Source organism: Streptomyces sp. NPDC096048 (assembly GCF_044763415.1).
Lineage (GTDB): Bacteria > Actinomycetota > Actinomycetes > Streptomycetales > Streptomycetaceae > Streptomyces.
In genome coordinates this window covers 549,302-573,146 of the sequence record NZ_JBIWGG010000003.1, presented here as the reverse complement: position 1 = coordinate 573,146, position 23,845 = coordinate 549,302, and the positions used below count along the sequence as shown (strand labels likewise).

The 23,845-nt window shown below is 72.8% G+C and carries 22 protein-coding genes and 2 pseudogenes; 13 read left to right on the top strand and 11 right to left on the bottom strand.

The features are described 5' to 3' along the window. Window positions 1–162: 162 nt before the first annotated feature. Window positions 163–1,234, bottom strand: a pseudogene (locus ACIQ6R_RS10550) (LLM class flavin-dependent oxidoreductase). A 341-nt stretch (window positions 1,235–1,575) separates the two neighbouring features. Here ACIQ6R_RS10550 and ACIQ6R_RS10545 point away from each other — a divergent pair. Next, on the top strand, window positions 1,576–2,574 hold the full coding sequence (locus ACIQ6R_RS10545) for a glycoside hydrolase family 11 protein (RefSeq protein ID WP_404220166.1): 999 nt from the start codon (window positions 1,576–1,578) through the stop codon (window positions 2,572–2,574). A 42-nt stretch (window positions 2,575–2,616) separates the two neighbouring features. After that, window positions 2,617–3,597 (top strand): polysaccharide deacetylase family protein, encoded by a 981-nt coding sequence (locus tag ACIQ6R_RS10540; RefSeq protein ID WP_404220164.1) that lies wholly within the window; start codon window positions 2,617–2,619, stop codon window positions 3,595–3,597. A 120-nt stretch (window positions 3,598–3,717) separates the two neighbouring features. Here ACIQ6R_RS10540 and ACIQ6R_RS10535 read toward each other — a convergent pair whose 3' ends face one another. Together ACIQ6R_RS10535 and ACIQ6R_RS10530 are read right to left on the bottom strand one after the other, a co-directional pair. Continuing rightward, window positions 3,718–4,086, bottom strand: a complete 369-nt coding sequence (locus tag ACIQ6R_RS10535) for a MazG-like family protein (protein ID WP_404174738.1) — start codon at window positions 4,084–4,086, stop codon at window positions 3,718–3,720. Between the two features lie 45 nt (window positions 4,087–4,131). Then, window positions 4,132–4,674, bottom strand: coding sequence for a DoxX family protein (locus tag ACIQ6R_RS10530; RefSeq protein ID WP_404174735.1), 543 nt, complete (start codon window positions 4,672–4,674; stop codon window positions 4,132–4,134). 122 nt (window positions 4,675–4,796) lie between these two features. Here ACIQ6R_RS10530 and ACIQ6R_RS10525 point away from each other — a divergent pair, with 122 nt between their 5' ends. Continuing rightward, window positions 4,797–5,123, top strand: a complete 327-nt coding sequence (locus ACIQ6R_RS10525; protein ID WP_404220162.1) for a nuclear transport factor 2 family protein — start codon at window positions 4,797–4,799, stop codon at window positions 5,121–5,123. 280 nt (window positions 5,124–5,403) lie between these two features. Here ACIQ6R_RS10525 and ACIQ6R_RS10520 read toward each other — a convergent pair whose 3' ends face one another. Continuing rightward, window positions 5,404–6,195, bottom strand: coding sequence for an SDR family oxidoreductase (locus tag ACIQ6R_RS10520; RefSeq protein WP_404220160.1), 792 nt, complete (start codon window positions 6,193–6,195; stop codon window positions 5,404–5,406). A gap of 132 nt (window positions 6,196–6,327) precedes the next feature. Between ACIQ6R_RS10520 and ACIQ6R_RS10515 the strand changes: the two genes are divergently transcribed. Further along, entirely contained in the window at window positions 6,328–7,980 is a 1,653-nt protein-coding gene (locus tag ACIQ6R_RS10515) for an alkaline phosphatase D family protein (RefSeq protein WP_404220158.1), read from the top strand. Here the strand turns inward: ACIQ6R_RS10515 and ACIQ6R_RS10510 are convergent. Next, a complete protein-coding gene (locus ACIQ6R_RS10510) occupies window positions 7,967–9,004 on the bottom strand; it encodes a Gfo/Idh/MocA family protein (RefSeq protein WP_404175210.1) in 1,038 nt (345 codons plus the stop codon). The genes ACIQ6R_RS10515 and ACIQ6R_RS10510 overlap by 14 nt on opposite strands. A 105-nt stretch (window positions 9,005–9,109) precedes the next feature. Between ACIQ6R_RS10510 and ACIQ6R_RS10505 the strand changes: the two genes are divergently transcribed. The 5 genes from ACIQ6R_RS10505 (at window position 9,110) to ACIQ6R_RS10485 (ending at window position 14,473) form a co-directional block, all read left to right on the top strand. Beyond that, window positions 9,110–10,447 (top strand): multidrug effflux MFS transporter, encoded by a 1,338-nt coding sequence (locus ACIQ6R_RS10505; protein ID WP_404220155.1) that lies wholly within the window; start codon window positions 9,110–9,112, stop codon window positions 10,445–10,447. Further along, window positions 10,399–11,574, top strand: a complete 1,176-nt coding sequence (locus ACIQ6R_RS10500; protein ID WP_404220153.1) for a serine hydrolase domain-containing protein — start codon at window positions 10,399–10,401, stop codon at window positions 11,572–11,574. Before ACIQ6R_RS10505 ends, ACIQ6R_RS10500 begins: the two co-directional genes overlap by 49 nt. A gap of 86 nt (window positions 11,575–11,660) precedes the next feature. Beyond that, entirely contained in the window at window positions 11,661–12,674 is a 1,014-nt protein-coding gene (locus ACIQ6R_RS10495) for a small ribosomal subunit Rsm22 family protein (protein WP_404220151.1), read from the top strand. Window positions 12,675–12,928: 254 nt separating this feature from the next. Beyond that, window positions 12,929–13,579, top strand: coding sequence for a TetR/AcrR family transcriptional regulator (locus ACIQ6R_RS10490; RefSeq protein ID WP_404174715.1), 651 nt, complete (start codon window positions 12,929–12,931; stop codon window positions 13,577–13,579). Window positions 13,580–13,741: 162 nt separating this feature from the next. Next, complete coding sequence (locus ACIQ6R_RS10485) at window positions 13,742–14,473, top strand: bifunctional DNA primase/polymerase (protein WP_404174712.1); 732 nt, start codon at window positions 13,742–13,744, stop codon at window positions 14,471–14,473. 22 nt (window positions 14,474–14,495) lie between these two features. On the opposite strand, the gene ACIQ6R_RS10480 is transcribed toward ACIQ6R_RS10485, so the two are convergent. From ACIQ6R_RS10480 to ACIQ6R_RS10460, 5 genes and pseudogenes are all read right to left on the bottom strand, one after another. Next, window positions 14,496–15,488 (bottom strand): hypothetical protein, encoded by a 993-nt coding sequence (locus ACIQ6R_RS10480; protein ID WP_404220149.1) that lies wholly within the window; start codon window positions 15,486–15,488, stop codon window positions 14,496–14,498. Next, a pseudogene (locus tag ACIQ6R_RS10475) lies at window positions 15,448–15,540 on the bottom strand (iron transporter); the annotation flags it as partial. The pseudogene ACIQ6R_RS10475 and the gene ACIQ6R_RS10480, both read right to left, overlap by 41 nt. 58 nt (window positions 15,541–15,598) lie before the next feature. After that, the gene (locus ACIQ6R_RS10470) at window positions 15,599–16,465 is read right to left on the bottom strand and encodes a heme ABC transporter ATP-binding protein (RefSeq protein ID WP_404220147.1); all 867 of its coding nucleotides are present in this window, start codon (window positions 16,463–16,465) and stop codon (window positions 15,599–15,601) included. Beyond that, entirely contained in the window at window positions 16,462–17,568 is a 1,107-nt protein-coding gene (locus ACIQ6R_RS10465) for a FecCD family ABC transporter permease (protein ID WP_404220145.1), read from the bottom strand. The genes ACIQ6R_RS10470 and ACIQ6R_RS10465 overlap by 4 nt, the downstream gene beginning before the upstream one ends. After that, a complete protein-coding gene (locus ACIQ6R_RS10460) occupies window positions 17,565–18,602 on the bottom strand; it encodes a hemin ABC transporter substrate-binding protein (RefSeq protein WP_404220143.1) in 1,038 nt (345 codons plus the stop codon). Before ACIQ6R_RS10460 ends, ACIQ6R_RS10465 begins: the two co-directional genes overlap by 4 nt. Before the next feature lie 101 nt (window positions 18,603–18,703). Between ACIQ6R_RS10460 and ACIQ6R_RS10455 the strand changes: the two genes are divergently transcribed. From ACIQ6R_RS10455 to ACIQ6R_RS10440, 4 genes are all read left to right on the top strand, one after another. After that, complete coding sequence (locus ACIQ6R_RS10455; RefSeq protein WP_404220141.1) at window positions 18,704–20,146, top strand: HtaA domain-containing protein; 1,443 nt, start codon at window positions 18,704–18,706, stop codon at window positions 20,144–20,146. A 182-nt stretch (window positions 20,147–20,328) separates the two neighbouring features. Beyond that, window positions 20,329–21,915, top strand: a complete 1,587-nt coding sequence (locus tag ACIQ6R_RS10450; RefSeq protein ID WP_404220139.1) for an HtaA domain-containing protein — start codon at window positions 20,329–20,331, stop codon at window positions 21,913–21,915. A gap of 137 nt (window positions 21,916–22,052) precedes the next feature. Next, on the top strand, window positions 22,053–22,697 hold the full coding sequence (locus tag ACIQ6R_RS10445) for a PhzF family phenazine biosynthesis protein (protein WP_404220137.1): 645 nt from the start codon (window positions 22,053–22,055) through the stop codon (window positions 22,695–22,697). A gap of 90 nt (window positions 22,698–22,787) precedes the next feature. Next, a complete protein-coding gene (locus ACIQ6R_RS10440) occupies window positions 22,788–23,012 on the top strand; it encodes a hypothetical protein (RefSeq protein WP_404174688.1) in 225 nt (74 codons plus the stop codon). An 84-nt stretch (window positions 23,013–23,096) separates the two neighbouring features. On the opposite strand, the gene ACIQ6R_RS10435 is transcribed toward ACIQ6R_RS10440, so the two are convergent. After that, window positions 23,097–23,744: a heme oxygenase (biliverdin-producing) gene (locus ACIQ6R_RS10435; RefSeq protein ID WP_404220135.1), complete on the bottom strand. Its 648-nt coding sequence runs from the start codon at window positions 23,742–23,744 to the stop codon at window positions 23,097–23,099. Between the last annotated feature and the right edge of the window lie 101 nt (window positions 23,745–23,845).

The following is a 23,845-nucleotide window of genomic DNA, read 5'->3' as shown; positions in this document are numbered from 1 at the left end:
CCCCCTCGCGGGTACCACAGGCCGCCCGCTGGGCGTCAGTGTCAGAGCCCTGGAACGACGGCCACAAGACCGCGTCCCTGCTACGGGACTGTTCTCAGCCACCGCTTGGCATCACCGGGCGTGGGTCCTTACCTGCCTCGACAACCCACTGTCCACGCCGAGTCACCGAGCATCTCGAGGTGTTGTTCCGAACCCCGGCATCACCCGCTCGTGGATCAGTCGCAGCTGCGTGTCCACGTCCGCCGCCCCCCTCCAGGTCCCGGCCCGTGAACGCCTTCACCAGGGTGCGGTCGGTGATCGCGCAGATCATGTGGTTCACGCCGCTGGGAGCGATGTCCCGCTCGATCTTCTCCAGGCACTCCTCGGGCGTGCCCACGACCGAGAGGCGGTCGGCGATCTCCGGGGTGGTGAGTTCGATGCCGCGGGCCAGGTCGCCGGCGCCGATCGCGTCGATGACCGGTTTCAGGTCGGCCGGGTCCACGCCGTTGCGGCGCAGTTGTTCCTCGGGCATGGAGGACGCGTAGATGCCGACCATGCTGCGTGCCGCCTCCTTGGCGGCCGCCGAGTCGGGGCCGGTCGCGAAGACCACCCAGGCGCCGATGTCCAGGGAGCGCCAGTCCTTGCCGGCCCGCTCGGCGCCCGCCCGGATGTGGTGCACGGCGTAGTCGTAGGCCTCGCGGGTGTAGCTCAGCGCGTGGTGGCAGCCGTCCGAGAGCTCACCGGCCGCCTCGAAGGACTTCGGTCCGCGCATCGCGCCGAGCTTCAGCGGCAGCCGGCTCTGCACGGGGCGGGCGAACGTGAACAGGCCGTCGTAGGAGAAGAATTCGCCGTCGTGCGTGATGGCGCCCTCGTCGAGGAACGTGCGCATCACGTGCAGGGCTTCCTTGACCCGGGAGAGGGGCCTGGTCCGGGCCCAGTCGATTCGGTACTGGGCGAGGAGGCCGAAGTTGCCGCTGGACAGGACGCCTTCGGCGCGGCCGTCGGAGAGTTCGCCGAGCGTGGCGAGGGCCTGGGCGATCAGGGTCGGCTCGCGCAGCGTCACCGGGGAGACGCTCGGGCCGAGGCGAATGCGGCTGGTGCGGCCGGCTGCCGCGGCGAAGAGAAGCCAGAGGTCCTTGTGCCAGGTCTCGTCGGCGGCGTAACAGGCGTAGAAGCCTAATGCGTCGGCGAGTCGGATGGACTCCAGGGAATCGGCCAGGGGGTAGTCGGGGAGCATGGCGTAGCTGAACTTCACGGGCGCACCCTCCGGTGTGGGTAACGGTGTGCGGCTGTTGGTGTCCTGCCTCCCCGAGGATGTGAGGTCGCGTCCGCCGTGTCCAGAGGACCTCGGCTCGTCGAAACATTCGGTACGTCGTACTGTGATTTCTGATCATGGCGTCGCGTGTCTTCTTGTCGGATGGCTTTTTCTGTGTGCGCAGTTGGGTTGACTTGCTCATGTGGGCGAGTTGTGGGCACCGAGGCGGAATCGAAGGTTTCGAAAGATTTACCGAAACTGTTGACGGCCGACGAGCGCAGACCAACACTGGCGCCGTTGTCACACCCCCACGGAACCCCCACGGAGAGGAAGCACCCGCCATGGACGTGCTCGTTCGACCCGGGCGTCGCAGAAGCGGCCCCGTCACGCTGCTCGTCAGAAGTGCGTGGGCCTTCGCGCTGGCCGCCCTGGCCGCGCTGATGCTGCCGGGTACCGCCCACGCCGGCACGGTCGTCACGACCAATCAGGAGGGCACCAACAACGGCTACTACTACTCGTTCTGGACCGACAGCCAAGGCACCGTCTCCATGGACATGGGGTCCGGCGGCCAGTACAGCACCTCGTGGCGCAACACCGGCAACTTCGTCGCGGGCAAGGGCTGGAGCAACGGCGGACGCCGGACCGTGCAGTACTCGGGCACCTTCAACCCGTCCGGCAACGCGTACCTGACCCTCTACGGGTGGACGTCGAACCCGCTCGTCGAGTACTACATCGTCGACAACTGGGGCACCTACCGGCCCACGGGCGAGTACAAGGGCACCGTGACCACCGACGGCGGCACCTACGACATCTACAAGACGACGCGGTACAACGCCCCGTCCGTCGAAGGCACCCGCACCTTCGACCAGTACTGGAGCGTGCGGCAGTCCAAGCGGACCGGTGGCACCATCACCACCGGCAACCACTTCGACGCGTGGGCACGGGCCGGGATGCCGCTGGGCAACTTCAGCTACTACATGATCATGGCCACCGAGGGCTACCAGAGCAGCGGCAGCTCCAACATCACGGTCGGCGGTACGGGCGGCGGTGGCGGCGGTGGCGGTGGCGGTGGTGGCGGGTGCACCGCGACGCTGTCCGCCGGGCAGAAGTGGGGCGACCGGTACAACCTCGACGTCTCGGTGAGCGGGGCGAGCGACTGGACCGTGACGATGAACGTGCCGTCTCCGGCGAAGGTCCTGTCGACCTGGAACGTCAACGCGAGTTATCCCAGTGCCCAGACGCTGACCGCCAAGTCGAACGGCAGCGGCAACAACTGGGGCGCCACCATCCAGGCCAACGGCAACTGGACCTGGCCCTCGGTCTCCTGCAGCGCGAGCTGACACACCTGACCCGAGGACCCGAGGAGAGGAGGACCCACTCGTATGCGCACCGGACCACGCCTGTCACCGCGTTCCCTCGTCACCGGGGTAGCCGTCGCCGCGCTGGCCGCGGCGGGCACCGTCGCCGCCGACGCCGCCCCGGCGGGGGCCGCCGCCTGCAACGGCTACGTCGGACTCACCTTCGACGACGGCCCCTCCGGAAACACCCAGGCCCTGCTCAGCGCGCTCAAGCAGAACGGGCTGCGGGCCACCATGTTCAACCAGGGCCAGTACGCGGCCCAGAACCCGTCCCTCGTCCGGGCCCAGGTCGACGCCGGCATGTGGGTGGCCAACCACAGCTACACCCACCCGCACATGACGCAGCTGAGTCAGTCGCAGATGGACTCGGAGATCTCCCGGACCCAGCAGGCCATCGCGAGCGCCGGTGGCGGTACGCCCAAGCTGTTCCGTCCGCCGTACGGCGAGACCAACGCGACCCTTCGGTCGGTCGCGGCCAAGTACGGGCTGACCGAGGTGATCTGGGACGTCGACTCGCAGGACTGGAACAACGCCAGCACCGACGCGATCGTGCAGGCCGTCTCCCGGCTGGGTGACGGCCAGGTCGTCCTCATGCACGACTGGCCGGCCAACACCCTCGCGGCCGTACCCCGCATCGCGCGGACGCTGGCGAGCAAGGGGCTGTGCTCGGGCATGATCTCGCCGCAGACCGGACGTGCCGTCGCTCCCGACGGGAGTGGCGGTGGCGGCGGTGGTGGCGGCGGGTGCACCGCGACGCTGTCCGCCGGGCAGAAGTGGGGCGACCGGTACAACCTCGGCGTCTCGGTGAGCGGGGCGAGCGACTGGACCGTGACGATGAACGTGCCGTCTCCGGCGAAGGTCCTGTCGACCTGGAACGTCGACGCGAGTTATCCCAGTGCCCAGACGCTGACCGCCAAGTCGAACGGCAGCGGCAGCAACTGGGGTGCCACCATCCAGGCCAACGGCAACTGGACCTGGCCGACGGTCTCCTGCAGCACGGGCTGAAACCGCACCACCGCAAGTGTCCGGGCCCGGGACGCTCCCGGGCCCGGGACGCTCCCGGGCCCGGCACCTCACGCACCGGGTTCACGCACCGGGTTCACGCACCGGGTTCACGCACCGGGTTCACGTACCGCACCCACCTGCCGGACTCCGTCCGGACGGCAGCGACCGCCTCGCCACCCGCGCCAGATGCCGCGCGAACACCTCCCGCGCCCGGGGCGTCAGCGTCCGAAGTACCACCAGCGCGGTGATCACGACGTCGCACAGCTCCGCCTCGACGTCGTCCCACGTGTGGGTGATGCCCTTGCGGGGGTTCTGACCGGTCGCGCCGATCACCGCCTCGGACACCTCGCCGACCTCCTCGGACAGCTTCAGCATGCGCAGCAGGAGGCCCTCCCTGCCGTCGATGGTCTGGTCGGACTCCAGCCACTTCCACAGGTCGTCGATGGTGTTCCAGAGGTCGGGGGGCGTGCCGCCGTGGTCGTCGCTCATGCGGGGCAGCCTGCCACGGGGGCCGGGCCGGTCAGGACCGGATCGTCAGTCGAACAGGGGTTCCTGCTCCCCCTCCGCCGCCTTCCGTACCCGCCTGTTCCGCGCCCCCACGACGACCGCCGTGGCCGCGGCCGTCGCCGCCAGGGCGGCCGGGACCATCCAGTTCCGGTTGACCGCGTGGCCCAGCGCGTGGTCCAGCGAGAGCCGGCCGGGGCCCGTGACCGCGAGGCCGGTGGCGGTCAGGCAGAGGGACACCGCGTACTCGTAGCCGCCGGCCTGGGCGAAGAAGCCGTTCGGGGCGTGCACCGCCGCGGCGCCCACCATCGCGCCGGCCGCCGCGGCGCCCGCGGCCGGAGTGGCCAGGCCCAGCGCCAGCAGTGTTCCGCCGCCCGCCTCCGCGAGGCCGGCCGCGGTGGCGCTGGCCCGGCCCGGCGCGTAGCCCATGGCCTCCATGGCCTGGCCGGTGCCCTCGATGCCGCCGCCGCCGAACCAGCCGAGCAGCTTCTGCGCGCCGTGCGCGGCCAGGACGCCGCCCGTGCCCAGGCGGAGCAGCAGCAGCCCGAGATCACGCCGGTCGGAACAGTTCACGTCGACTCCCTCGCGGACGGTGGCGGTCTCACTCTCTCCACCGTCGCCCGCCCGCGCCGCACGGGCCCGCCGCGGGCGCCGTTCGGGTGGCGGGGGCGCGGAGCCGGTGTGACGCTGCCGCCATGACGATTCAGACCACGCGACTCAGCGACCCGGCCGTCCGCGCCTTCGTCGCCGCCGTCAACGCCCACGACCGCGAGGCCTTCCTCGCGCTGCTCGCCCCGGACGCCACCATGGCCGACGACGGGGACGACCGGGACCTCGGCCAGTGGATCGACCAGGAGATCTTCTCCTCCCACGGCCACATGGAGGTCGACAACGAGTCGAACGGCGGTCGTGCCCTCATCGCCCGCTACAGCAACGACACCTGGGGCGAGATGCGTACGCGGTGGGACTTCACCGTGGACGAGGAGGGCCGGATCGCGCGGTTCGAGACCGGGCAGGCGTAGCGCGCACTCGCGTGATCTGCGCGGCAGCCGTTCCGCGCACCGGTGTGTATCCCGCGGTCCCACGCGGGATCCACCCCCAGCCGGTGCGGCGGGACGGCTGCCGCCTCCCCCCTCGGTGTGGCCTGCGGATCGCCATGAGCCTCGGCGCTACGGAAGGCCGACGCTCCAAGTGTGAAGCTCTCGCGAAGCTCTCGTGAAGGAGAGTTGAGCATATGTCCGCCACCGGCTGCAATACCGCGGACTCCTGTATTCCGATTGTGTGAAGCGAGGCGCGCCGGCCTCAGCCGCGTCCCACGTACGGCATCGCCGTCGCCATGACCGTCGCGAACTGCACGTTCGCCTCCAAGGGCAGCTCCGCCATGTGCCGCACCGTGCGCGCCACGTCGGCGACGTCCATCACGGGCTCGGGTGCCGTCTCCCCGTTGGCCTGGAGGGCGCCGGTCCGCATGCCGGCCGTCATGTCGGTCGCCGCGTTGCCGATGTCGATCTGGCCGACCGCGATGCCGTAGGGGCGGCCGTCCAGCGACAGTGACTTGGTCAGTCCCGTCAGCGCGTGCTTGGTCGCCGTGTACGCCACCGAGTGCGGGCGCGGCGTGTGGGCCGAGATCGAGCCGTTGTTGATGATCCGGCCGCCCTGCGGGCGCTGCTCCTTCATCTGCCGGTACGCCGTCTGCGCGCACAGGAACGCCCCGTTGAGGTTGGTGTCCACCACGTGCCGCCACGCGTCGTAGGGCAGCTCCTCGACCGGTACGCCGCCCGGACCGAACGTCCCGGCGTTGTTGAACAGCAGGTCCAGCCGTCCGAAGCGGTCGCGTACGGCGTCGAACAGGGCCGCCACGTCCTCGGGGCGTGACACGTCGGCACGGACGGGGAGTGCCGTCCCACCGCCCGCGGGGGCCTGTGACGCCGTCTCCTCCAGGGTCTCGACGCGCCGGCCGGCGAGGGTCACCGACCAGCCGGCCGCCAGCAGTTCGAGGGCGACGGCCCGGCCGATGCCGGAGCCGGCGCCCGTGACGACGGCCGCTTTCGGTGCGCCGGCGTTTTCCTCGTCAGCGGTTCTCACGTTGTTCATGAGTCGGCAGCGTACGCGTGGCGGATCATGCGGAACTCATCCATCCGACATGGGATCGCCATGTCCGCGCCAAGCCAGGGTCTTCCCCGGCCATTCGAATGCCCCATGCAACCACTGCATGGGGAGGAACGGATGACACCCGCGAACCACCAGGCCCAGTCCCAGCCCTCGCACGCTCCCGAACTCCGCGCCGCCGCCCGTCACCTGGGCCGCCGTCGCTTCCTGACCGTCACGGGCGCCGCCGCCGCGCTGGCCTTCTCCGTGAACCTGCCGGCCGCCGGCACCGCGAGCGCCGCCGAACTCGACGCGGCACAGCTCACCGACGACCCCTTCACGCTCGGCGTCGCCTCCGGCGACCCGCACTCCGACTCCGTCCTGCTGTGGACGCGCCTGGCCCCCGCCCCGTACCAGGCGGACAGCGGCCTGCCCGCCAAACGCGTCGACGTGGGCTGGGAACTCGCCCTCGACGCACGGTTCCGCCGCGTCGTCAGACGGGGCAAGGCCACCGCCCACCCCGAGTTCCACCACGCCGTGCACGTCGAGGTGGACCACCTCGCGCCCGGCCACGTCTACTACTACCGCTTCCGCGCCGGCCGCTGGGTCAGCCCGGCCGGCCGCACCCGCACCGCGCCCGCGCGGCACAGCCGGGTCTCCGACCTCACCTTCGGCGTGGTCTCCTGCCAGAAGTACGACGAGGGCTACTACACCGCGTACCAGCACCTGGCCAAGGAGGACGTGGACGTCGTCTTCCACCTCGGCGACTACCTCTACGAGTACGCCGTCGACGACGTCGCCGGCCGGCGCGCCTACCCGGCCGGCACCCTGCCCTCCCTGTTCGAGCGCGAGACGGTGACCCTGGAGGACTACCGCCTGCGGTACGCCCTCTACAAGTCGGACCCCGACCTGCGGGCCGCGCACGCCGCGCACCCGTTCATCGTCACCTGGGACGACCACGAGACCGAGAACAACTACGCCGACGAGACGCCGGAGAACAGCGTCCCGCCGGAGGAGTTCCTCATCCGCCGGGCCGCCGCCTACCGGGCCTACTGGGAGAACATGCCGCTGCGCCGCCCGCAGCTGCCCGACGGTGCCGACCTGAAGCTCTACCGCCGCCTGCACTGGGGCCGGCTGGCCCAGTTCGACGTGCTCGACACCCGCCAGTACCGCTCCGACCAGGCCTACGGCGACGGCTGGCAGTTCCCCGGCCCCGAGTCCGAGGACCCGAGCCGCACGCTGACCGGCGATGCCCAGGAACGCTGGCTGATCAACGGCTGGCACCGGTCGAACGCCCTGTGGAACGTGGTGCCCCAGCAGGTCACCTTCTCGCAGCGGTACAACATGACCACCACGCCGTCCAAGGTCTCCATGGACTCCTGGGACGGCTACCCGGCCTCCCGCGAGCGGGTGCTGGCCGGCGCGCAGGCCGCCGGCATCGAGAACCTCATGGTCCTCACCGGCGACGTGCACGTCTCCTACGGCTTCGACATCAAGCGCGACTTCTCCGACCCGGGCTCCCGGACCGTGGGTACGGAGATCGTGACCACCTCCGTCACCAGCGGTCGCGACGGCTCGGAGAAGCCGTCCAACTGGGACACGCTCATGACCGCCAACCCGCACCTGAAGTTCTTCAACGGGCGGCGCGGCTACGCGACGGTGTCACTCGGCCGGAAGTCGGCGCGCGCCGACTTCAAGACGGTGTCCCACGTGACCACGCAGGGCGCGCCGCTGACGACCGCCGGGTCCTTCGTGACGGAGGTGGGGGAGCAGGGGCTCAAGCCGGCGTGACCTCGCGGTCGGCGGCCGGCTCGTCGCTCTCCTCGCCGGGGTAGCGGACGCCGACGCGGTCCCGGATCGCGTCGAGCGTCCGCATCACGGCCAGGGTGCCGTCGAGCGGGACCAGCGGGGACTCGGTCTCACCGGCGCGCAGGGCGCGCATCACCTCCCGGGCCTCGTGCTTGAGGCTGGCCCGGGGGCCGTCGGCGGCGTCGGCCCGGAACTCCCGCGGGTCCTGGCCGTCCCGGTGCAGGACGAAATGGTCCGGGAAGAAGAAGCCGTACGGAACGTCGATGCGGCCCTTGGAGCCGGTGACCGAGGCGGAGTTGGGCGTTCCGCCGGTGATGGAGCAGTGCACCGAAGCGAGAGCGCCGCTCTCGTAGGAGAGCAGTGCACCCGTCTGGAGATCGACGCCCTCGTCGGAGAGCACCGCTCGCGCCGCGATGTCCGACGGCTCACCGAGCAGCAGCTGGGCGAACGACACCGGGTACACCCCCAGGTCGAGCAGCGCGCCGCCGCCCTGCGCGGGGTCGCGGAGACGGTGCGCGGGCGGGAAGGGACCCGCCAGCCCGAAGTCCGCCTGGACGCTGCGGACCTCACCGATCGCGCCTTCGTCGACCAGCGACTTCAACCGCCGCACCAGCGGGTTGCAGTACATCCACATCGCTTCCATCAGGAAGCTGCCGCCCTGCCGGGCGAGCGCGACCAGCTCCGCCGCCTCGCGCGCGTTCAGCGTGAACGGCTTCTCGCACAGCACGTTCCGCCCCGCCTCCAGGCACAGGCCGGCGGCCGTCCGGTGCGCCGAGTGCGGAGTGGCGACGTACACCACGTCGACCTCCTCGTCCCGCGCCAGCGTCTCCCAGTCGCCGTACGCCCGCGGTATCCCGAACCGCTCCGCGAACGCCTTCGCCGACGCCTCCGTCCGCGAGGCCACCGCCACGACCTCCGCGTCCGGCAGATCGACCAGATCCGCCGTGAACGTCGCCGCCATCCCGCCGGTCGCCAGAATCCCCCAGCGCACCTTCTGCCCGGTCACCGCTGACACGCTGCCCCACCCTCGCTCAGGTTGTTCGAGTCTGTTCGTTCAAGTCCGTACGAGCTGAGAGCATAGGTGGCGGATCTGTCGAAGAGGGAGGGGCACATGCCCGAGCGCGGGCCGTCCATACCGCACACGTCACCGGACACCACACGGAAGACCCCGAAGCCTGCGCAGGCGGCCGGACCGGAAACGGGACCGGCCGCCCGCTCGCTGCGCGCCACCCGCCGCACCGGCCTGCTCGTCACACTCATCCTCGGCTGCCTGACCGCCACGCCGCCGCTGGCGATGGACATGTACCTCCCGGCGCTGCCGGAGGTCACCCGGTCCCTCCACGCGCCCGCCGCGACCGTCCAGCTCACGCTCACCGCCTGCCTGGCCGGCATGGCGCTCGGCCAGCTGGTGGTCGGACCGATGAGCGACAAGTGGGGCCGCCGCCGCCCGCTCCTGGCCGGTCTCGCGATCTACGTCGTCGCCACCGCCCTGTGCGCGTTCGCGCCCACCGTCGAACTCCTCGTCGCCTTCCGGCTGGCGCAGGGGCTCGCGGGCGCCGCCGCGATCGTCATCGCCCGTGCCGTCGTCCGGGACCTGTACGACGGCGTGGCCATGGCCCGCTTCTTCTCCACCCTCATGCTGATCTCCGGAGTCGCGCCGATCGTCGCGCCGCTCATCGGCGGGCAGATCCTGCGGATCACGGACTGGCGGGGCGTGTTCGTCGTGCTCACCGTGGTCGGGGTGGCGCTGGGCGTCGTCGTGTGGGCCAAACTGCCCGAGACCCTCCCGGAGGAGGAACGGCACGCGGGCGGGGTCGGCGACACCCTGCGCGCGATGCGCGGGCTGCTCACCGACCGCGCCTTCACCGGGTACATGCTCGCGGGCGGCTTCACCTTCGCCGCGCTGTTCGCCTACGTCTCGGCGTCCCCGTTCGTCATCCAGGAGATCTACGGCGCCTCCCCGCAGACGTTCAGCCTGCTGTTCGGCCTCAACTCGATCGGCCTGATCGTCGTCGGGCAGATCAACGGCAAGGTCCTGGTCGGGCGGGTCCGGCTGGACCGGGTGCTGGGCCTCGGCCTCCTCATCGTCATCGCCGCCGCGACCGCCCTGCTGCTGATGACCCTCGGCGTCTTCGGTGACGTCGGCCTCGTGCCGGTCGCCGCCGCGCTGTTCGTCCTGATGTCCGCGATGGGCATCAGCATGCCCAACACCCAGGCGCTCGCCCTGATGCGGGTCAGGAAGTCCGCCGGCTCCGCCTCCGCGCTGCTCGGCACGTCCTCCTTCCTCATCGGCGCCATCGCCTCCCCGCTCGTCGGGATCGCGGGGGAGGACACCGCCCTGCCGATGGCCGTGGTCCAGCTGGCGGCGGCGCTGGTGGCACTCGGCTTCCTGGTGGGGATGTGCCGTCCCGGCACGGGACGGACGACGGGCGAGGGAGCAGACAGCTGAGCGTTCCGAGACTGCGCAGCGGCACCCCGGAGCGGGCCGGACTCGACCCCGGGCAGCTCCGCCGTGTCGTCGAGGAGGTGCACGGCCTCACCACCGGCGAGCGTCCCTGGGCGGCGGGCGCCGTGGTGGCCGTCGGCCGCGGACCCGTGCTCGCCGTCGAGGAGGCGGCGGGCTGGGCCGTGCGTTACGCCTCCTACGACCCGCGCACCGACACGGGCGTGGAACTGCCCGCCCGCTCCCGGGTGCCGATGACCGTCGGCACGCCCTTCGACCTGGCGTCCCTCACCAAGGTGTTCACGGCGGTCGCCGCCGTGCAGCAGATCGAGCGGGGCACGCTCGGCATCGACGCCAGGGTCGGGGCGTATCTGCCGGACTTCCGGGCCGCTGCCGCGCACGGCCTCACGGTGCGGCAGCTGCTCACCCACACCTCCGGGCTGCGGCCCGAACTCCCGCTGTACGACTGCGCCGACGACGAGGAACGACTGCGGCGGCTGCGCGCGGAGCCGCCGGTGGGGGTGCCCGGCACGTACTGCTACTCGGACCTGAACATGCTGCTCCTCCAGCAGGTCCTGGAACGCATCACCGGCCGCGGCCTCGACGTCCTCGTCCACGACGGGATCACCCGGCCGCTGGGCATGACGGCGACGCACTTCGGGCCGTGCCCGGGCGCGGCGGCGACGGAGGACCAGCGCAGGCCGTGGGCCAAGGCGGACCGGGGGATGCTGCGGGGCGTCGTCCACGACGAGAACGCCTGGGCGCTGGGCGGGGTGGCCGGTCACGCGGGACTGTTCTCCACGGGGCGGGATCTCGCGGTCTTCTGCCGTGCGCTGCTGGCGGGCGGCTCGTACGGGCCGGCGCGGATCCTCGGGCCCGATTTCGTGGAGCTGCTCCTGACCGAGCCGGGGCTCGGGTTCGTCCTGGACCAGCCGTGGTTCATGGGCGAGCTGGCGGGCCGCGGGGCGGCCGGGCACACCGGGTTCACGGGCACGATGCTGGTCCTCGACCGGGGTACGGACACCTTCGCGGTCCTCCTCGCCAACACGGTCCATCCGCGCCGCCGGGCGCCGGACAACGGACCGCGGGCGGCGCTGGGGACGCGGGTGGCGCGGGCCGTGCGGGAGACTTGAGCGGGGTGCGGGCGCGGGTGCGACGCCTGCGGGGCGGCGTGACGCGCACCGTCGGCGGCGCTCGGCCCGCCCCGTAGAATCGCCGGGTGAACGACCCCGCCACCCCCGCCGAGACCCTGCGCGCCGCCCTCGCCGACCTGGTCGACGGGCTGCCGCCGCGGCAGGCCGCGCAGGCCGTGGAGCGGCTGATCGCCAACTATCGCGGGGCCACCCCGACCGACGCCCCGATCCTGCGGGACCGCGCGGACGTCGTCGCCTACGCCGCGTACCGCATGCCGGCGACCTTCGCCGCGGTGCGGTCGGCGCTGGCGGCGTTCGCGGACGCCGTGCCCGGTTGGGTGCCCGGGAGCCATGTCGACGTCGGCGGCGGGACCGGCGCGGCCACCTGGGCCGTCGGCGCCACCTGGGGCGGCGTCCGTCCGGTGACCGTGCTCGACTGGGCCGAGCCCGCGCTGGCCCTCGGACGGGAGATCGCCGCCGCCCAGCCGGCCCTGCGGGACGTACGTTGGCAGCGCTCTCGGATCGGAGCGGCGCTCACCGTCGAGAGCACTGATCTCGTCACCGTCTCCTACGTCCTCAACGAGCTGACCCCCGCGGACCGCGCCGCCCTCGTCGACACCGCCGCCTCCGCCGCGCGGGCCGTCGTGATCGTGGAGGCCGGCACCCCGGACGGGTACGCCCGTGTCATCGAGGCCCGCGACCGGCTGATCTCCGCCGGCTTCCAGGTCGCCGCTCCCTGCCCGCACAGTGCCGCCTGCCCCATCGTCCCCGGCACGGACTGGTGCCACTTCGCGGCGCGGGTCAGCCGTTCCTCCCTGCACCGCCAGGTCAAGGGCGGCTCCCTCGCCTACGAGGACGAGAAGTTCAGCTACGTCGCCGCCACCCGGCTCCCGGTCGCCCCCGCCCCCTCCCGGGTGGTCCGGCGGCCGCAGATCCGCAAGGGGCAGGTACTGCTGGACCTGTGCGAGCCCGACGAGCAGCTCCGCCGCCGGACGGTCACCAAGCGCCACGGAGACCTCTACAAGGCCGCCCGGGACGCGGACTGGGGGGATCCCTGGCCTCCGCCGGAGGCCGACCCGGCCGACGCACCTGGCCGGTAAGGCCGTTGGCCGAAGGAGGCGCGGACGGGGCGGACAGGACGGCACTCCCCGCCCGGCCGGCCTGCCCCGCGCCGACCGGCGCCGGACAGAGGGTCGCCGCTATCACTCACGACGTCTCGTCGCTCGCGGATCCGCCTCCCCGTGCCGGCTGCTCCCGCCGCCGTTCCTGGGGCTTGCGCGGCAGTTCCCGTTGACCTTCGAGGCCCCACCGCCAGGCGAGACGTACCGTCTTGTCAACCTGGTAAATTCGACACATGGCCGCTCAGAAACCAGCCCACGTCCCGACTCCCGCGCCGGACAGGCCGCACCCCGACGCCACCCGTCGCAGCCAACGGTCCCGTCAGGCCATCTACGACGCCGCTCTCGCCCTCGTCGCGGAGGTCGGCTACCCCAAGACCACCATCGAGGGCATCGCCGCCCGGGCCGGCGTCGGCAAGCAGACGATCTACCGCTGGTGGGCCTCGAAGGCCGACGTCCTGCTGGAGGCCTTCCTCGACCTGGGCGAGCGGGCCGTGCAGGCCGCGGGCGAGGAGGCGTACGCCATCCCGGACACCGGTGACGTCGCCGCCGACCTCAAGCTCGTGCTGCGCGCCACCGTCGACGAACTGCGCGATCCGAAGTTCGAGGCCCCCTACCGCGCCCTGGCCGCGGAGGGCGTCGTCAACGAACAGCTCGGCCGGGAGTTCGTCACCAGGCTCCTGGAGCCGTCCCTCCAGCTCCACGCCGACCGGCTCCGCGCCGCCCAGGACGCCGGCCAGGTGCGACCGGAGATCGACCCGCGCATCGGACTGGAACTCTTCGTCTCCCCGCTCGCCCAGCGCTGGCTCCAGCACACCGGGCCCATCACCCACGCCTATACCGACACGCTCGTCGACTACGCGCTCCACGGGCTCGCCCCGCGCTGACCGGGAAAGCCCGACCGGGAAAGCCCGTCCCGGGAAGACCGACCCGAAAAAGCCCGACCGAAGTAGCCTGACCAGGGAAGTTTGTCCCTTCCCGGCCCCGAAGCGCCGAATGGTGCGACCATAGGGCATGCTGGTGCGCACGACGGCGAGGCGAGGGGATAGATGAGCGCGGAGTTCGGCGGTCGGAGCGGTCTGCAGGGCAAACTCTCCCAATGGCTGCGCGGACGCCGCCCCAAGGAGGCCGCCGGTGACGGTGGCCGGGAGGACCTGCTGCTCGCCGCCGCCGGTGCGGGACTGCCCCTGGCGCCCGCCGCGCACCCGGCCGGATACCGCTGCTCGTGCGACCGCGTCGGCTGTCCCACCCCCGCGCGGCACCCGGTGTCGTTCGCCTGGCAGACGCAGTCCACCACCGACCGCGCGCAGATCGAGCGCTGGGCCCGCCACCAGCCCGAGGCCAACTTCATCACCGCGACCGGCATGGTGCACGACGTCCTCGACGTCCCCCTCCAGGCCGGTCGCGAGGCACTTGGGCGCCTGCTCGACGCCGGTATCGAGGTCGGCCCGGTCGCCGAGAGCGACGACGGCCGCATGCTGCTGTTCACCCTCACCCGCGGCACCCCCGAGTCCGAGGACGAGTGGTGGCCCTGCGAGCTGGACTGCCACCCCGAGACGATGGACGAGCATCCGGGCCTGCGCTGGCACTGCCGCGGCTCCTACGTCCTCGTACCGCCCGCCCACCTGCCCGGCGAGGACCGGACGGTGCACTGGGTACGCGGCCCGGAGCACCCGCTGCCGGACCCGTTGACGCTGCTGGAGATCCTCACCGACGCCTGCGCCCGGCACGCCGGCGAGGAGAGCGACCAGGCGGGCACGGCCTGGCCCCTGCGCCGCTGAGCGAGCGCGGCGCCACCCGCCGCTACTCGCCCTTCGCCGACGTCAGACCCTGGACCCGACCCAGGACCGACACCTGCCCGTTCCCCGCCGGGTCGAGCGCGATCTCGTTGGAGACGAACTCCATCGTCAGCGACTGCTTGATCTCGCCGTCCGTCAGCGCCAGTACGTCCTTGTTCGGCGTCGGCACTGCCGCGCCCTGCGCCGAGGTCTGCTTCTCGAAGTGCCGCGTGGTGAAGAACACCAGCGCCCCGCCGTCCTCCGTGCGCAGCGCCAGCGGCGCGTAGTCGCCGTTCGTCAGCGGCTCGTCGATGTACTGCGTGACCAGTCCCGGACGGATCGACCGCTTCTCGCGCAGCTTCCGCCAGGAACTGGTGTGGGCGCCGTCCGCGAAGGTCTTCCCGCCGTTCTCCAGATACGTCGTGTAGTCCTTGCTCAGGTCGGCCGGCGGAACGGCCAGGTCGGTGGAGTTCGCGGGGACGGCCTCGGCCCAGCCGTCCCGGTCGGTCTTGAACTCGGGCACCTTGTCGGGCGCGACCAGCGTCAGGTAGGCCGCCTGCCAGGGCTCCTCCAGGCCGTGGCGGGTGAAGACCAGCAGCCAGCGGGCCTCGCCGCCCTTGTTGGCCTCGGTGTCCGCGACGAACCAGCGCGGCCAGCCCGCCTTCTTCGGGATCGTGAACTTCGCGTCCGTCAGCTTTAGCGGAGTGTGCGACGGGTTGCCGTCCGGGTTGTTGACCCGGCCCGCCTCCAGCCGCGCCGAGTCGATGGCGGCGAGGGCGCCGGTGGTGTGATCGGCGTCCAGGGAGGGGTCGTAGGCCTTGTCGGCCGCGTTGTAGGCGGAGATGAACCGCTGGAGCGCCTTCGCGGCCTCGGCCCGCGTGGCCGACGGGAGCACCTCGCGCTCGCCGTGCACCACCACGCATCCGCTCGCCGTCAACGACAAAGCGGTCGCCGAGGCCGCTATCAACGTGCTCCGGTCAAGCCTGCGGGGCCAACGAGGGCCGCGATCCCTGCTCATCAGGTTCCTTCACCTTCCCCTTCCCGGAGGCGAACCCTACCGGGGCGAGGGAGCGCGTGAGCGCCGGGACCGGGTGCCGCGGCCGCACCGTGACCTCACGTCACGTCACTTCACGGCTCGCGCCTCGGGACGACCAGCGGCGCCCCCGTGCGCGGGTGCGGCAGTACCTCCACCGGCTGGTCGTAGACCTCGGACAGCAGCCCCTCCGAGAGGACCTCCGCCGGCGGCCCGTCGGCCGCGACCCGGCCCGCGCGCAGGACCACGACCCGGTCCGCGTACGCCGCCGCCAGCGAGAGGTCGTGCAGTACGACGGCCACCGCGTCCCCGGCCCGCGCCCGTTCCCGGCACAGCCGCAGCACCAGCTCCTGGTGCCGCAGGTCCAGTGCCGCGGTCGGCTCGTCGAGCAGCAGCAGCGGAGCGCGCTGCGCGAGGACGCGGGCGAGCGCCACCCGGGCCCGCTCGCCGCCGCTGAGCGCGGAGAACGGCCGCCCGGCGAAGCCGGTCACCTCCGCGTGCGCCATCGCCTCGGCCACGGCCGCGTCGTCCTCGTCCGCCAGGACGCTCCCCGCCCAGGGTGCCCGGCCCATCCGGACCACCTCCTCCACCGGGAACGGGAAGGACAGCGACGCCGACTGGGGCAGCACGGCCCGGCGCAGCGCCAGTTCCGGCGCGGACCACTCCGCCACCGGGCGGCCGTGGACGCGTACGACCCCCTCGGCGACCGGGACATCGGCGGCCAGCGCGCCCAACAGGGTGGACTTGCCCGCCCCGTTGGGGCCGACCAGGGCGAGCACCTCGCCCGCGCGGACGGCGACGGCCAGCCCGTCGAGGACCGGGCGCCCGCCGAGGTGGACGCGCAGGCCCTCCGCCTCGGCGAGGACGTCGCCGGGCGCGGCCGGGGGCGGCGGCACCGGGCGGGACGGTACGAGGCGCAGCAGCCCCCTGGCGTGCGCGGTCCTCGTGGTCGTGCCTCTCATGCCCAACCCCCTTGCCCGCGCCGGGTGCGGCGCAGCAGCCAGAAGAAGAACGGGCTGCCCAGCAGCGCCGTCAGCACCCCGAGCGGCAGCTCGGCGGGCTCGGCGACCGTGCGGGCCGCCAGGTCGGCGGCGAGCAGCACCAGCGCGCCGAGCAGCGCGCTGCCCGGGATCAGGAACCGGTGTCCCGGCCCCGCCACCATCCGCAGCAGGTGCGGGACGACGAGTCCGACGAAGCCGATCACCCCGGCCACGCTCACGGCCGCCGCGGTCAGCAGCGCGATCACCAGGACCAGCACGATCCGCAGCCGCTCCACGTCCACACCCAGGTGCCGGGCCGGGCGTTCACCGAGCGCGAGCAGGTCGAGGCGGCGGGCGTACAGCGGGGCGAGCCCGAGTCCGAGCGCCGCGCAGGGCAGTACCGCGAGCACCTTCGGCCAGGTCGCCTGGGCGAGCGAGCCCAGTTGCCAGAAGGCGATCTGGTTGACCGCCGCCGTGTCCGCGAAGAACAGGAACAGCCCGATCAGCGCACCCGCGAAGGCGTTCACCGCGATGCCCGTGAGGATCAGCGTGACGACCTCCGTACGGCCGCCCGAGCGGGACATCGCGTACACCACCAGGACGGTGACCAGACCGGAGAGGAACGCGAGGACGGACACCGTCCAGTTGCCGAGGAAGTTCAGACCGAACGCGATGGCGGCGACCGCGCCGACCGCCGCGCCCGAGGAGACGCCGATCACCCCCGGCTCGGCGAGCGGATTGCCGAAGACGCCCTGCATCAGCGCGCCCGCGCAGCCCAGCGAGGCGCCGACGAGCAGCGCCAGCACGATCCTCGGGAACCGCACGTTCCACAGCACCGACTCGGCCACCCGGTCCAGCTCCGTACCGCCGAGCCCGCTCCGGTGCAGCAGTGAGCCGAGCACGTCGCCGACCGGGACCGGGTAGGCGCCGGTGCCGGCCGCGACCGGGACCAGGAGCGCGAGACCGGCGACCAGGGCGGCGGTCAGCAGCCAGGCGGCGGTGCGCCGGCCGCGGCGCGGGGGCGGGGCCGGCTCGGCGGGGGCCTCGGGGCGCTCGGGGCGAACCGGCTTGTCCAGTACGGTCATCGGGCGCCGTCCTCGCCGTAGAGCTGGGCCACGACCGACTTCAGCACCTGGTCGGTGCGCGGGCCGTAGTTGAGGAGTACGCCGTCCTCGACCGAGACGATCCGGCGGTCCAGGCCGGCCGGGGTCTGGGCGACACCGGGGATCTTCACCAGGCCGTCGACGCCGCCGACCGATTCGAGTCCCTTGCTCATCACGAGGATCGCGTCGGGCGCCGCCTTCACGAGCGCCTCGCTGGTGATGGCGGTGAAGTCCTTCTCCAGGCCCGAGGCGGCCCCGGCGTCCACCGCCCCGGCCGCCTCGATCAGCGAACCGGCGCCGGAGTCCGCGCCGCCGATGAGGTAGACGGAGGCCGAGCCGCGCAGGTACAGGAAGGCGACGCGAGGCCGGTCGCCGTGGGAGACGTCCTCGACCTCCTCGCGCACCGCCGTGATCCGGTCCTCCGAGCGCTGTGTCAGTTCCGTCCCGGCCGCCGGTACGCCGAGCGCGTCGGCGACCGCCCGGATGCGCGGGCCCACGTCGTCCAGGCCCCCGGCCGCCTCGACGAACAGCACCGGCACACCGGCGGCGCGGATCTGGTCCACTGCCTCCTCCGGCCCGGTGGTGGTCTCGGCGATCACCAGGTCCGGCCTGAGCGACAGCACGCTCTCGGCGGAGACGTCGTGGCCCCGGGTGACCACGGGGAGCTTCGCCGCCTGCTCGAAGGTGGCGGTGACGTCCCGGGCGACGACCCGGTCGCCGAGCCCGAGCGTGAAGACGATCTCGCTGAGGCTGCCGGAGAGGGGCACGACGCGCTCAGCCCGTTCCACCGTCACCTGCTCGCCGTCGGCCGAGCGGACGGTCACCGGGAGCTTCGGCTCGGGTCTCCGCGCGAGCGGCTCGACCCGGTCGGCGACGGAGTCCTTAGCCGCGGCGGCCCCCGAGCCGGTCCCGGCGTCGGACGCCGCCTCCGAGGAGCCCCCGCACCCGGTCGCGGTCAGGGTCAGGGCGAGCACGGACAGCAGTGCTCCCGCCAGTCGGTTCCGCAAGCGTCGCACGGTCGTGTCCGTTCCTCTCGTCTACCGCCCGTATCAGTCGGCTAGAGCTTAGGTTAGCCTTACCTTCGTTCGCTACCGGCCCCCGATCCGGAGGACTTCGCATGCCCGCCCGACTTCGCACCCTGGTCACCGTGCTGTGCGCGGCGGTCCTCGGAGCCCTGCTCCCCGTGACCGCCGCGCACGCCGAGAGCCGGACCGTGCAGGGCGGACGGCTCGACTGGGGCATCAAGTCGTCGTTCCAGAGCTACGTCACCGGACCCGTCGCCAAGGGGAGTTACTCCCTGACCGGCGGAACGGCCACCGTCGGCGGCAGCGCCTTTCGCTTCCACTCGGCGACCGGCGCCTACGACGGCGACACGGGCACCTTCCGCGCCGCCTTCTCCGGCGGCGTGCGCTTCCTCGGGCACCGCACCGGCACGGGCGCCCACCAGCTCGACCTCACCATCAGCCGTCCCACCGTGAGCATCTCCGGCTCCACCGGCACGCTCTTCGTGGACGTCACCAGCAAGGCGAAGGGCACCGGGGCGGTCACGACGTCCCGTCAGGTGCCCTTCGCCGCCCTCTCCGTCGGCGGCATCGACATGAAGGGCGGCGGCAACGCCGTGGCCCTCGACAACCTGCCCGCCACCCTCACCACCCAGGGCGCCGAGTCCTTCGCCGGGTACTACACCGCCGGGACCGCCCTCGACCCGGTGAGCCTGTCGGCGGACGTCCGGGCGGCGGCGCGGCAGCAGGAGCGGAAACCGTCGAGCACGCCCACCGAGACGGACAAGTCGCCCGAGCCGAAGCGGACTTCGGACGGCACGGCCAAGGAGGGCGAGATCCAGGACGGCGCCGTCGACTGGGGCGTACGCCGCACCTTCCGCGAGTACGTCACCGGCGACATCGCCGACGGCAAGTGGGCCCTCACCGCCGGCGCCCAGGACGGCGGCGCCCTCTTCCGCTTCCCCGGCGGCGAGGGCACGTTCGAGGACGGCGACCTCACCGGCGCCTTCGAGGGCGCGGTGCGCTTCACCGGCGCGCACGGCCTCGACCTGAGGCTCAGTGCCGTACGGGCCACCGTCGAGGACGGCAGGGGCACGCTCTACGCCGACGTGACGAGCCCTGGCCTCCAGGGCGAGAAGGTCCCCCTGGTCACCTTCACCGCCGAGGGCCTGAAGCCGGCCGACGGCCTGGTGCGGGTCACCGAGGCCCCCGCGAAGCTCACCGCGCGCGGCGCCGAGGCGTTCGGCGGCATGTACCGGGCGGGCACCGAGATGGACCCGGTCTCCCTGGCCGTCGCCCTCACCGCCGACGCGGAACTGCCCGCCCTGCCCGACCTGGGCAACGCGCCCACGGCGAGCGCGAGCCCGCAGCCGGAGCGGACCACCGGACCCGACACCTCCGCCGAACCCGTCGCGAGCGCCACCGACGACGGCGACTTCCCCGCCCTGCCCGTCTCCCTCGCGGCCGGCGCCCTGCTGCTGGTGGCCGCGGCCCTCGTGGCCGTCGCCGTCCGCAGGCGCCGCGCCCAGCCCGCCGCGTCCGCCTCGGACGAGGGCTGAACCCGTACCCGCGGGCGAAGGCGCACCCGATGCCCGCGGGCGACGGCGCAACCGACCCCCGCGGGCGAAGGCGCAACCCATGCCCGCGGACGAAAGCTCGCCCCGCGCCCGCGGACGAAGGCTCAACCCGCACCGGACCGATCGCCCACCCGCAGCACCCGCCAACCAAGGAGAACCGAGCCATGCCCGTCAGACGACGCCGCTCCACCGCACTCGCCGCCGCCGTTGCGACGGCCGCCGCGCTCGGCGCCACCGCCCTCGCCACCGTCGGCGCGACCACCGCCTCGGCGGCCGAGGTCCCGCTCAAGGACTACGAGCTGACGTGGGGCATCAAGCAGTCGTACCGCACCTACGTCACCACCTTCGCCAAGGGCGGCTTCACCCCCGCGGACGGCGCGACGCAGGCCGCCGGCAACGGCGCCTTCACCTTCGTCGACGGCACGGGCGCCTACGACTCGACCGCGCACACCACGAACCTCGCCTTCAAGGGCAGCCTGGCCATCGAGTCCAAGGCGCACGGCTTCGCGCTCACGCTGTCGGACGTGCGATTCGACAGCAAGGACGCCGAGATCACCGCCGACGTGACCCGAGGCGGCACCACCGAGGACGACGTGCCGCTCGCCAAGGTCACCGTCACCCGCGCGATGACGGACATGGCGACCACGCTGACCGAGGAGGCCGCGGAGGTCTTCGGCAGCGCGAGCTACAACGGCGCGGCGGGCGACCCGCTGACGGTGGCGCGGAAGACGCCGGAGCCCAGCCCCACGCCCACCACCAGCGCTCCCACCACCGGACCCTCCCCGACGGCGACGGCGACGGCGACAGCGACGCAGACGCAGACCGGGGCCCCGGAGCCGACGGCCACCGGGACCACCCCGACCGAGCCGGACCCGACCGCGACCGCGAGCACCAGCGCGTTCCCCTCCGCCACGGCCACGGCCACGGCCACCGCCACCGAGGCCCCGGCCAAGGGCGAGATAGCCGACGGCACCCTCGGCTGGGGCGTGAAGGAGTCCTTCCGCGCGTACGTCGTCGGCTCCATCGCCAAGGGCAGGGTCACCGTCTCGGGCGGCGCCGCCCAGGCGGCCGGCAACGGCGCCTTCACCTTCCAGGACGCCACCGGCACCTACGACACCGACGCCGACAGGCTCACCGCCTCCTTCCGGGGCGCCGTGAACTTCAAGGGCCACGAGACCAACGGCACCTACGGCCTCGACCTGACCCTCAGCAACCTCAAGGCCACGCTCGACGGCGGCACCGGCGAGCTGAGCGCCGACGTGAACAGCCTCGGCACCCGGACCAAGGGCGTCGTCCTGGCCGACCTGAAGGCCGAGTCCGCCGACCTGACCGCACGGAACGACGTCATCACCGTCGACGGCGTCGCCGCCACGCTCACCGCGGCCGGCGCGAAGATCTTCGGCAACTACCCGGCCGGCACGGCACTCGACGCGGTCGACCTGTCGGTGGCGCTGAGCGACGACGCCGAACTGCCCGACGGCGGCGGCGCGGGCGGCACCAGCGGCTCGGGCACCGCCGGCGGTACCGGCGGCACGTCCGGCTCGACGACCGGCGGCACCGGCTCGACGACCGGCGGCACCGGCGCCACCATCGGCGGCACCGGCACGACCACGGGCGGCACGGTCGGCGGCAGCCTGGCCTCCACCGGCGCGGACATCCCGGGCCCGGCCCTGGGCGCCGCGGCCGGCGTCGCGGTCGCGATCGGCGCGGGCGCGGTGTTCGCCGCGCGCAAGCGGCGGACGCAGCGGTAAACCGCCCTGCGGGCCCGGACACCGAACGCCGGGCGCGCCGTCCTGGCGCGGGCGTACGCGGAGACACGCGCCGTCCTGCCGTTCGACGAGGCCGCCAGGCCGACCTGGCCGCCGGCGGGCGATGCTTGAATGCCCCGGTGACTGACTACGACGTACTGCGCGTCTTCTGTGCGCCGAACGGCGGATACGGCAACGAGCTCGGCGTCGTCCGGGACGGCTCCGTACTGCCGGACCCCGCCGGGCGGCAGGAGCTCGCCGCGAAACTCGGCTTCAGCGAGACCGTGTTCGTCGACGATCCCGAGCGCGGCGTCGTCGACATCTACACGCCCGCCCTGCGCCTGCCGTTCGCCGGCCACCCCTGCGTCGGCACGGCCTGGCTGCTCGACGTGCCCGAGCTCGTCACCCCGGCCGGGGTGGTGGGCACCCGCCTGGACGGCGAGTTCAGCTGGATCGAGGCCCGCCCCGAGTGGGCCCCGCCGCGCACCCTGCGCCAGTACGCCACCGTCGCCGAGGTCGACGACCTGCCGGTGCCGCCGCCGGGGGAGTGGCTTTACGCCTGGGCCTGGGAGGACGAGTCGGCGGGGCGGGTCCGGGCCCGCGCCTTCCCGGGCCGCGACGACGGCATCGACGAGGACGAGGCGACGGGCGCCGCGGCGCTGCTGCTGACCGAACGGCTGGGCCGGGCCCTCAACATCGCACAGGGGGCCGGCTCGCAGATCCTGACGGCGCCGCAGCCCGAGGGCTGGGTCGAGATCGGGGGCCGGGTGCGTCTGGAGCGGTGACGGGCGCCGCCGTACGGGTGGAACCGCGTGTGCGCGCCGGCGCGAGGGGTTACCTCTGGGCTGACCGTTCCCTCACGTGAGAGGCACCCCATGCGCATCCGCTCAGCCCTCGCCACCGTCCTGCTGACCGCCGCCATGACGGCCGGCGGCGCCGCGACGGCCACCGCCTTCGACGGCTTCGACGGCCCGCTGCACGGTGACGAGGACGCCACCTGCAGCCCGTACTTCGGCAACGTCTCTACGGACATCGTCGGCAGCGACGTGTACTTCGGGGGCATCAACTGCCGCAGCGACGACTACGACATCGACAACTGAGTCGGTCGGCCGTTCGCTCCGGGTCCCCCTCGGCCACCGTGGCCGAGGGGGACCGGTCCGTCTTCGGGGTGGGTCTGCTCGTGCTCACGCGGACAGTGGGAACTCCTCGCCCAGCCCCCGGAAGACGGCGGTGTTCAGAGCGAAGGCCCGCTTGCACTCGGCGACGACCCGCTGCTTCTCCAGGTCGTCCGCGTGGATGCCGTCCAGCAGTTCGCGGTACTCGCGCTTGAACGCGGCCGGGTTGGTGATCTCCTCGAAGACGTAGAAGCGGACCCCGTCGCCCTTCTTGGCGAAGCCCCACGTCCGCTCCGCCTTGTCGCGGATGATCTGACCGCCGGACAGGTCGCCGAGGTACCGCGTGTAGTGGTGGGCGACGTACCCGGCCGGCCAGCGCTCGGCGCACTCGCGCACCCGGGCCGCGTACTCCTCGGTCGCGGGCAGGGCGGTCAGCCCCGTGCGCCAGCCCGGCCCGCGCAGATGCGCCAGGTCCCGCTCCAGGGAGGCCAGCCGCATCAGCTCCGGCCGGACGAACGGCCCGGCCACCGGGTCCGACGCCAGCCGCCCGGCGCCGGCCTCCAAGGCCTCGTAGACGAACCACAGCTGCTCGGTGTAGCGCGCGTACGCGTCGACACCGAGCCGGCCGCCGAGCAGGTCGCTCATGAAGGTGGAGGTCTCCGCCTCCACGTGCTGCTCGTGGGAGGCCGTGCGGATGAGGGTCGAGAAGGAGTCCATGGGGCCTGATTTTCTATGGTTAGGCTTACCTAAGTCAATAGTCTTTCCGACGTCCTGTCGGTAAAAGCGTACCCGGGCACGAAAAGGCCCGCCCTCCCAGG

Excerpts from the sequence above, each read along its gene's own strand:
- ACIQ6R_RS10470 (WP_404220147.1), bottom strand. The coding sequence starts at position 16,465 with ATGAGAGGCACGACCACGAGGACCGCGCACGCCAGGGGGCTGCTGCGC.
- ACIQ6R_RS10535 (WP_404174738.1), bottom strand. The coding sequence starts at position 4,086 with ATGAGCGACGACCACGGCGGCACGCCCCCCGACCTCTGGAACACCATC.
- ACIQ6R_RS10540 (WP_404220164.1), top strand. The coding sequence starts at position 2,617 with ATGCGCACCGGACCACGCCTGTCACCGCGTTCCCTCGTCACCGGGGTA.
- ACIQ6R_RS10520 (WP_404220160.1), bottom strand. The coding sequence starts at position 6,195 with ATGAACAACGTGAGAACCGCTGACGAGGAAAACGCCGGCGCACCGAAA.
- ACIQ6R_RS10525 (WP_404220162.1), top strand. The coding sequence starts at position 4,797 with ATGACGATTCAGACCACGCGACTCAGCGACCCGGCCGTCCGCGCCTTC.
- ACIQ6R_RS10440 (WP_404174688.1), top strand. The coding sequence starts at position 22,788 with ATGCGCATCCGCTCAGCCCTCGCCACCGTCCTGCTGACCGCCGCCATG.
- ACIQ6R_RS10450 (WP_404220139.1), top strand. The coding sequence starts at position 20,329 with ATGCCCGTCAGACGACGCCGCTCCACCGCACTCGCCGCCGCCGTTGCG.
- ACIQ6R_RS10455 (WP_404220141.1), top strand. The coding sequence starts at position 18,704 with ATGCCCGCCCGACTTCGCACCCTGGTCACCGTGCTGTGCGCGGCGGTC.
- ACIQ6R_RS10485 (WP_404174712.1), top strand. The coding sequence starts at position 13,742 with ATGAGCGCGGAGTTCGGCGGTCGGAGCGGTCTGCAGGGCAAACTCTCC.
- ACIQ6R_RS10465 (WP_404220145.1), bottom strand. The coding sequence starts at position 17,568 with ATGACCGTACTGGACAAGCCGGTTCGCCCCGAGCGCCCCGAGGCCCCC.
- ACIQ6R_RS10490 (WP_404174715.1), top strand. The coding sequence starts at position 12,929 with ATGGCCGCTCAGAAACCAGCCCACGTCCCGACTCCCGCGCCGGACAGG.
- ACIQ6R_RS10515 (WP_404220158.1), top strand. The coding sequence starts at position 6,328 with ATGACACCCGCGAACCACCAGGCCCAGTCCCAGCCCTCGCACGCTCCC.
- ACIQ6R_RS10545 (WP_404220166.1), top strand. The coding sequence starts at position 1,576 with ATGGACGTGCTCGTTCGACCCGGGCGTCGCAGAAGCGGCCCCGTCACG.
- ACIQ6R_RS10505 (WP_404220155.1), top strand. The coding sequence starts at position 9,110 with ATGCCCGAGCGCGGGCCGTCCATACCGCACACGTCACCGGACACCACA.
- ACIQ6R_RS10435 (WP_404220135.1), bottom strand. The coding sequence starts at position 23,744 with ATGGACTCCTTCTCGACCCTCATCCGCACGGCCTCCCACGAGCAGCAC.
- ACIQ6R_RS10480 (WP_404220149.1), bottom strand. The coding sequence starts at position 15,488 with ATGAGCAGGGATCGCGGCCCTCGTTGGCCCCGCAGGCTTGACCGGAGC.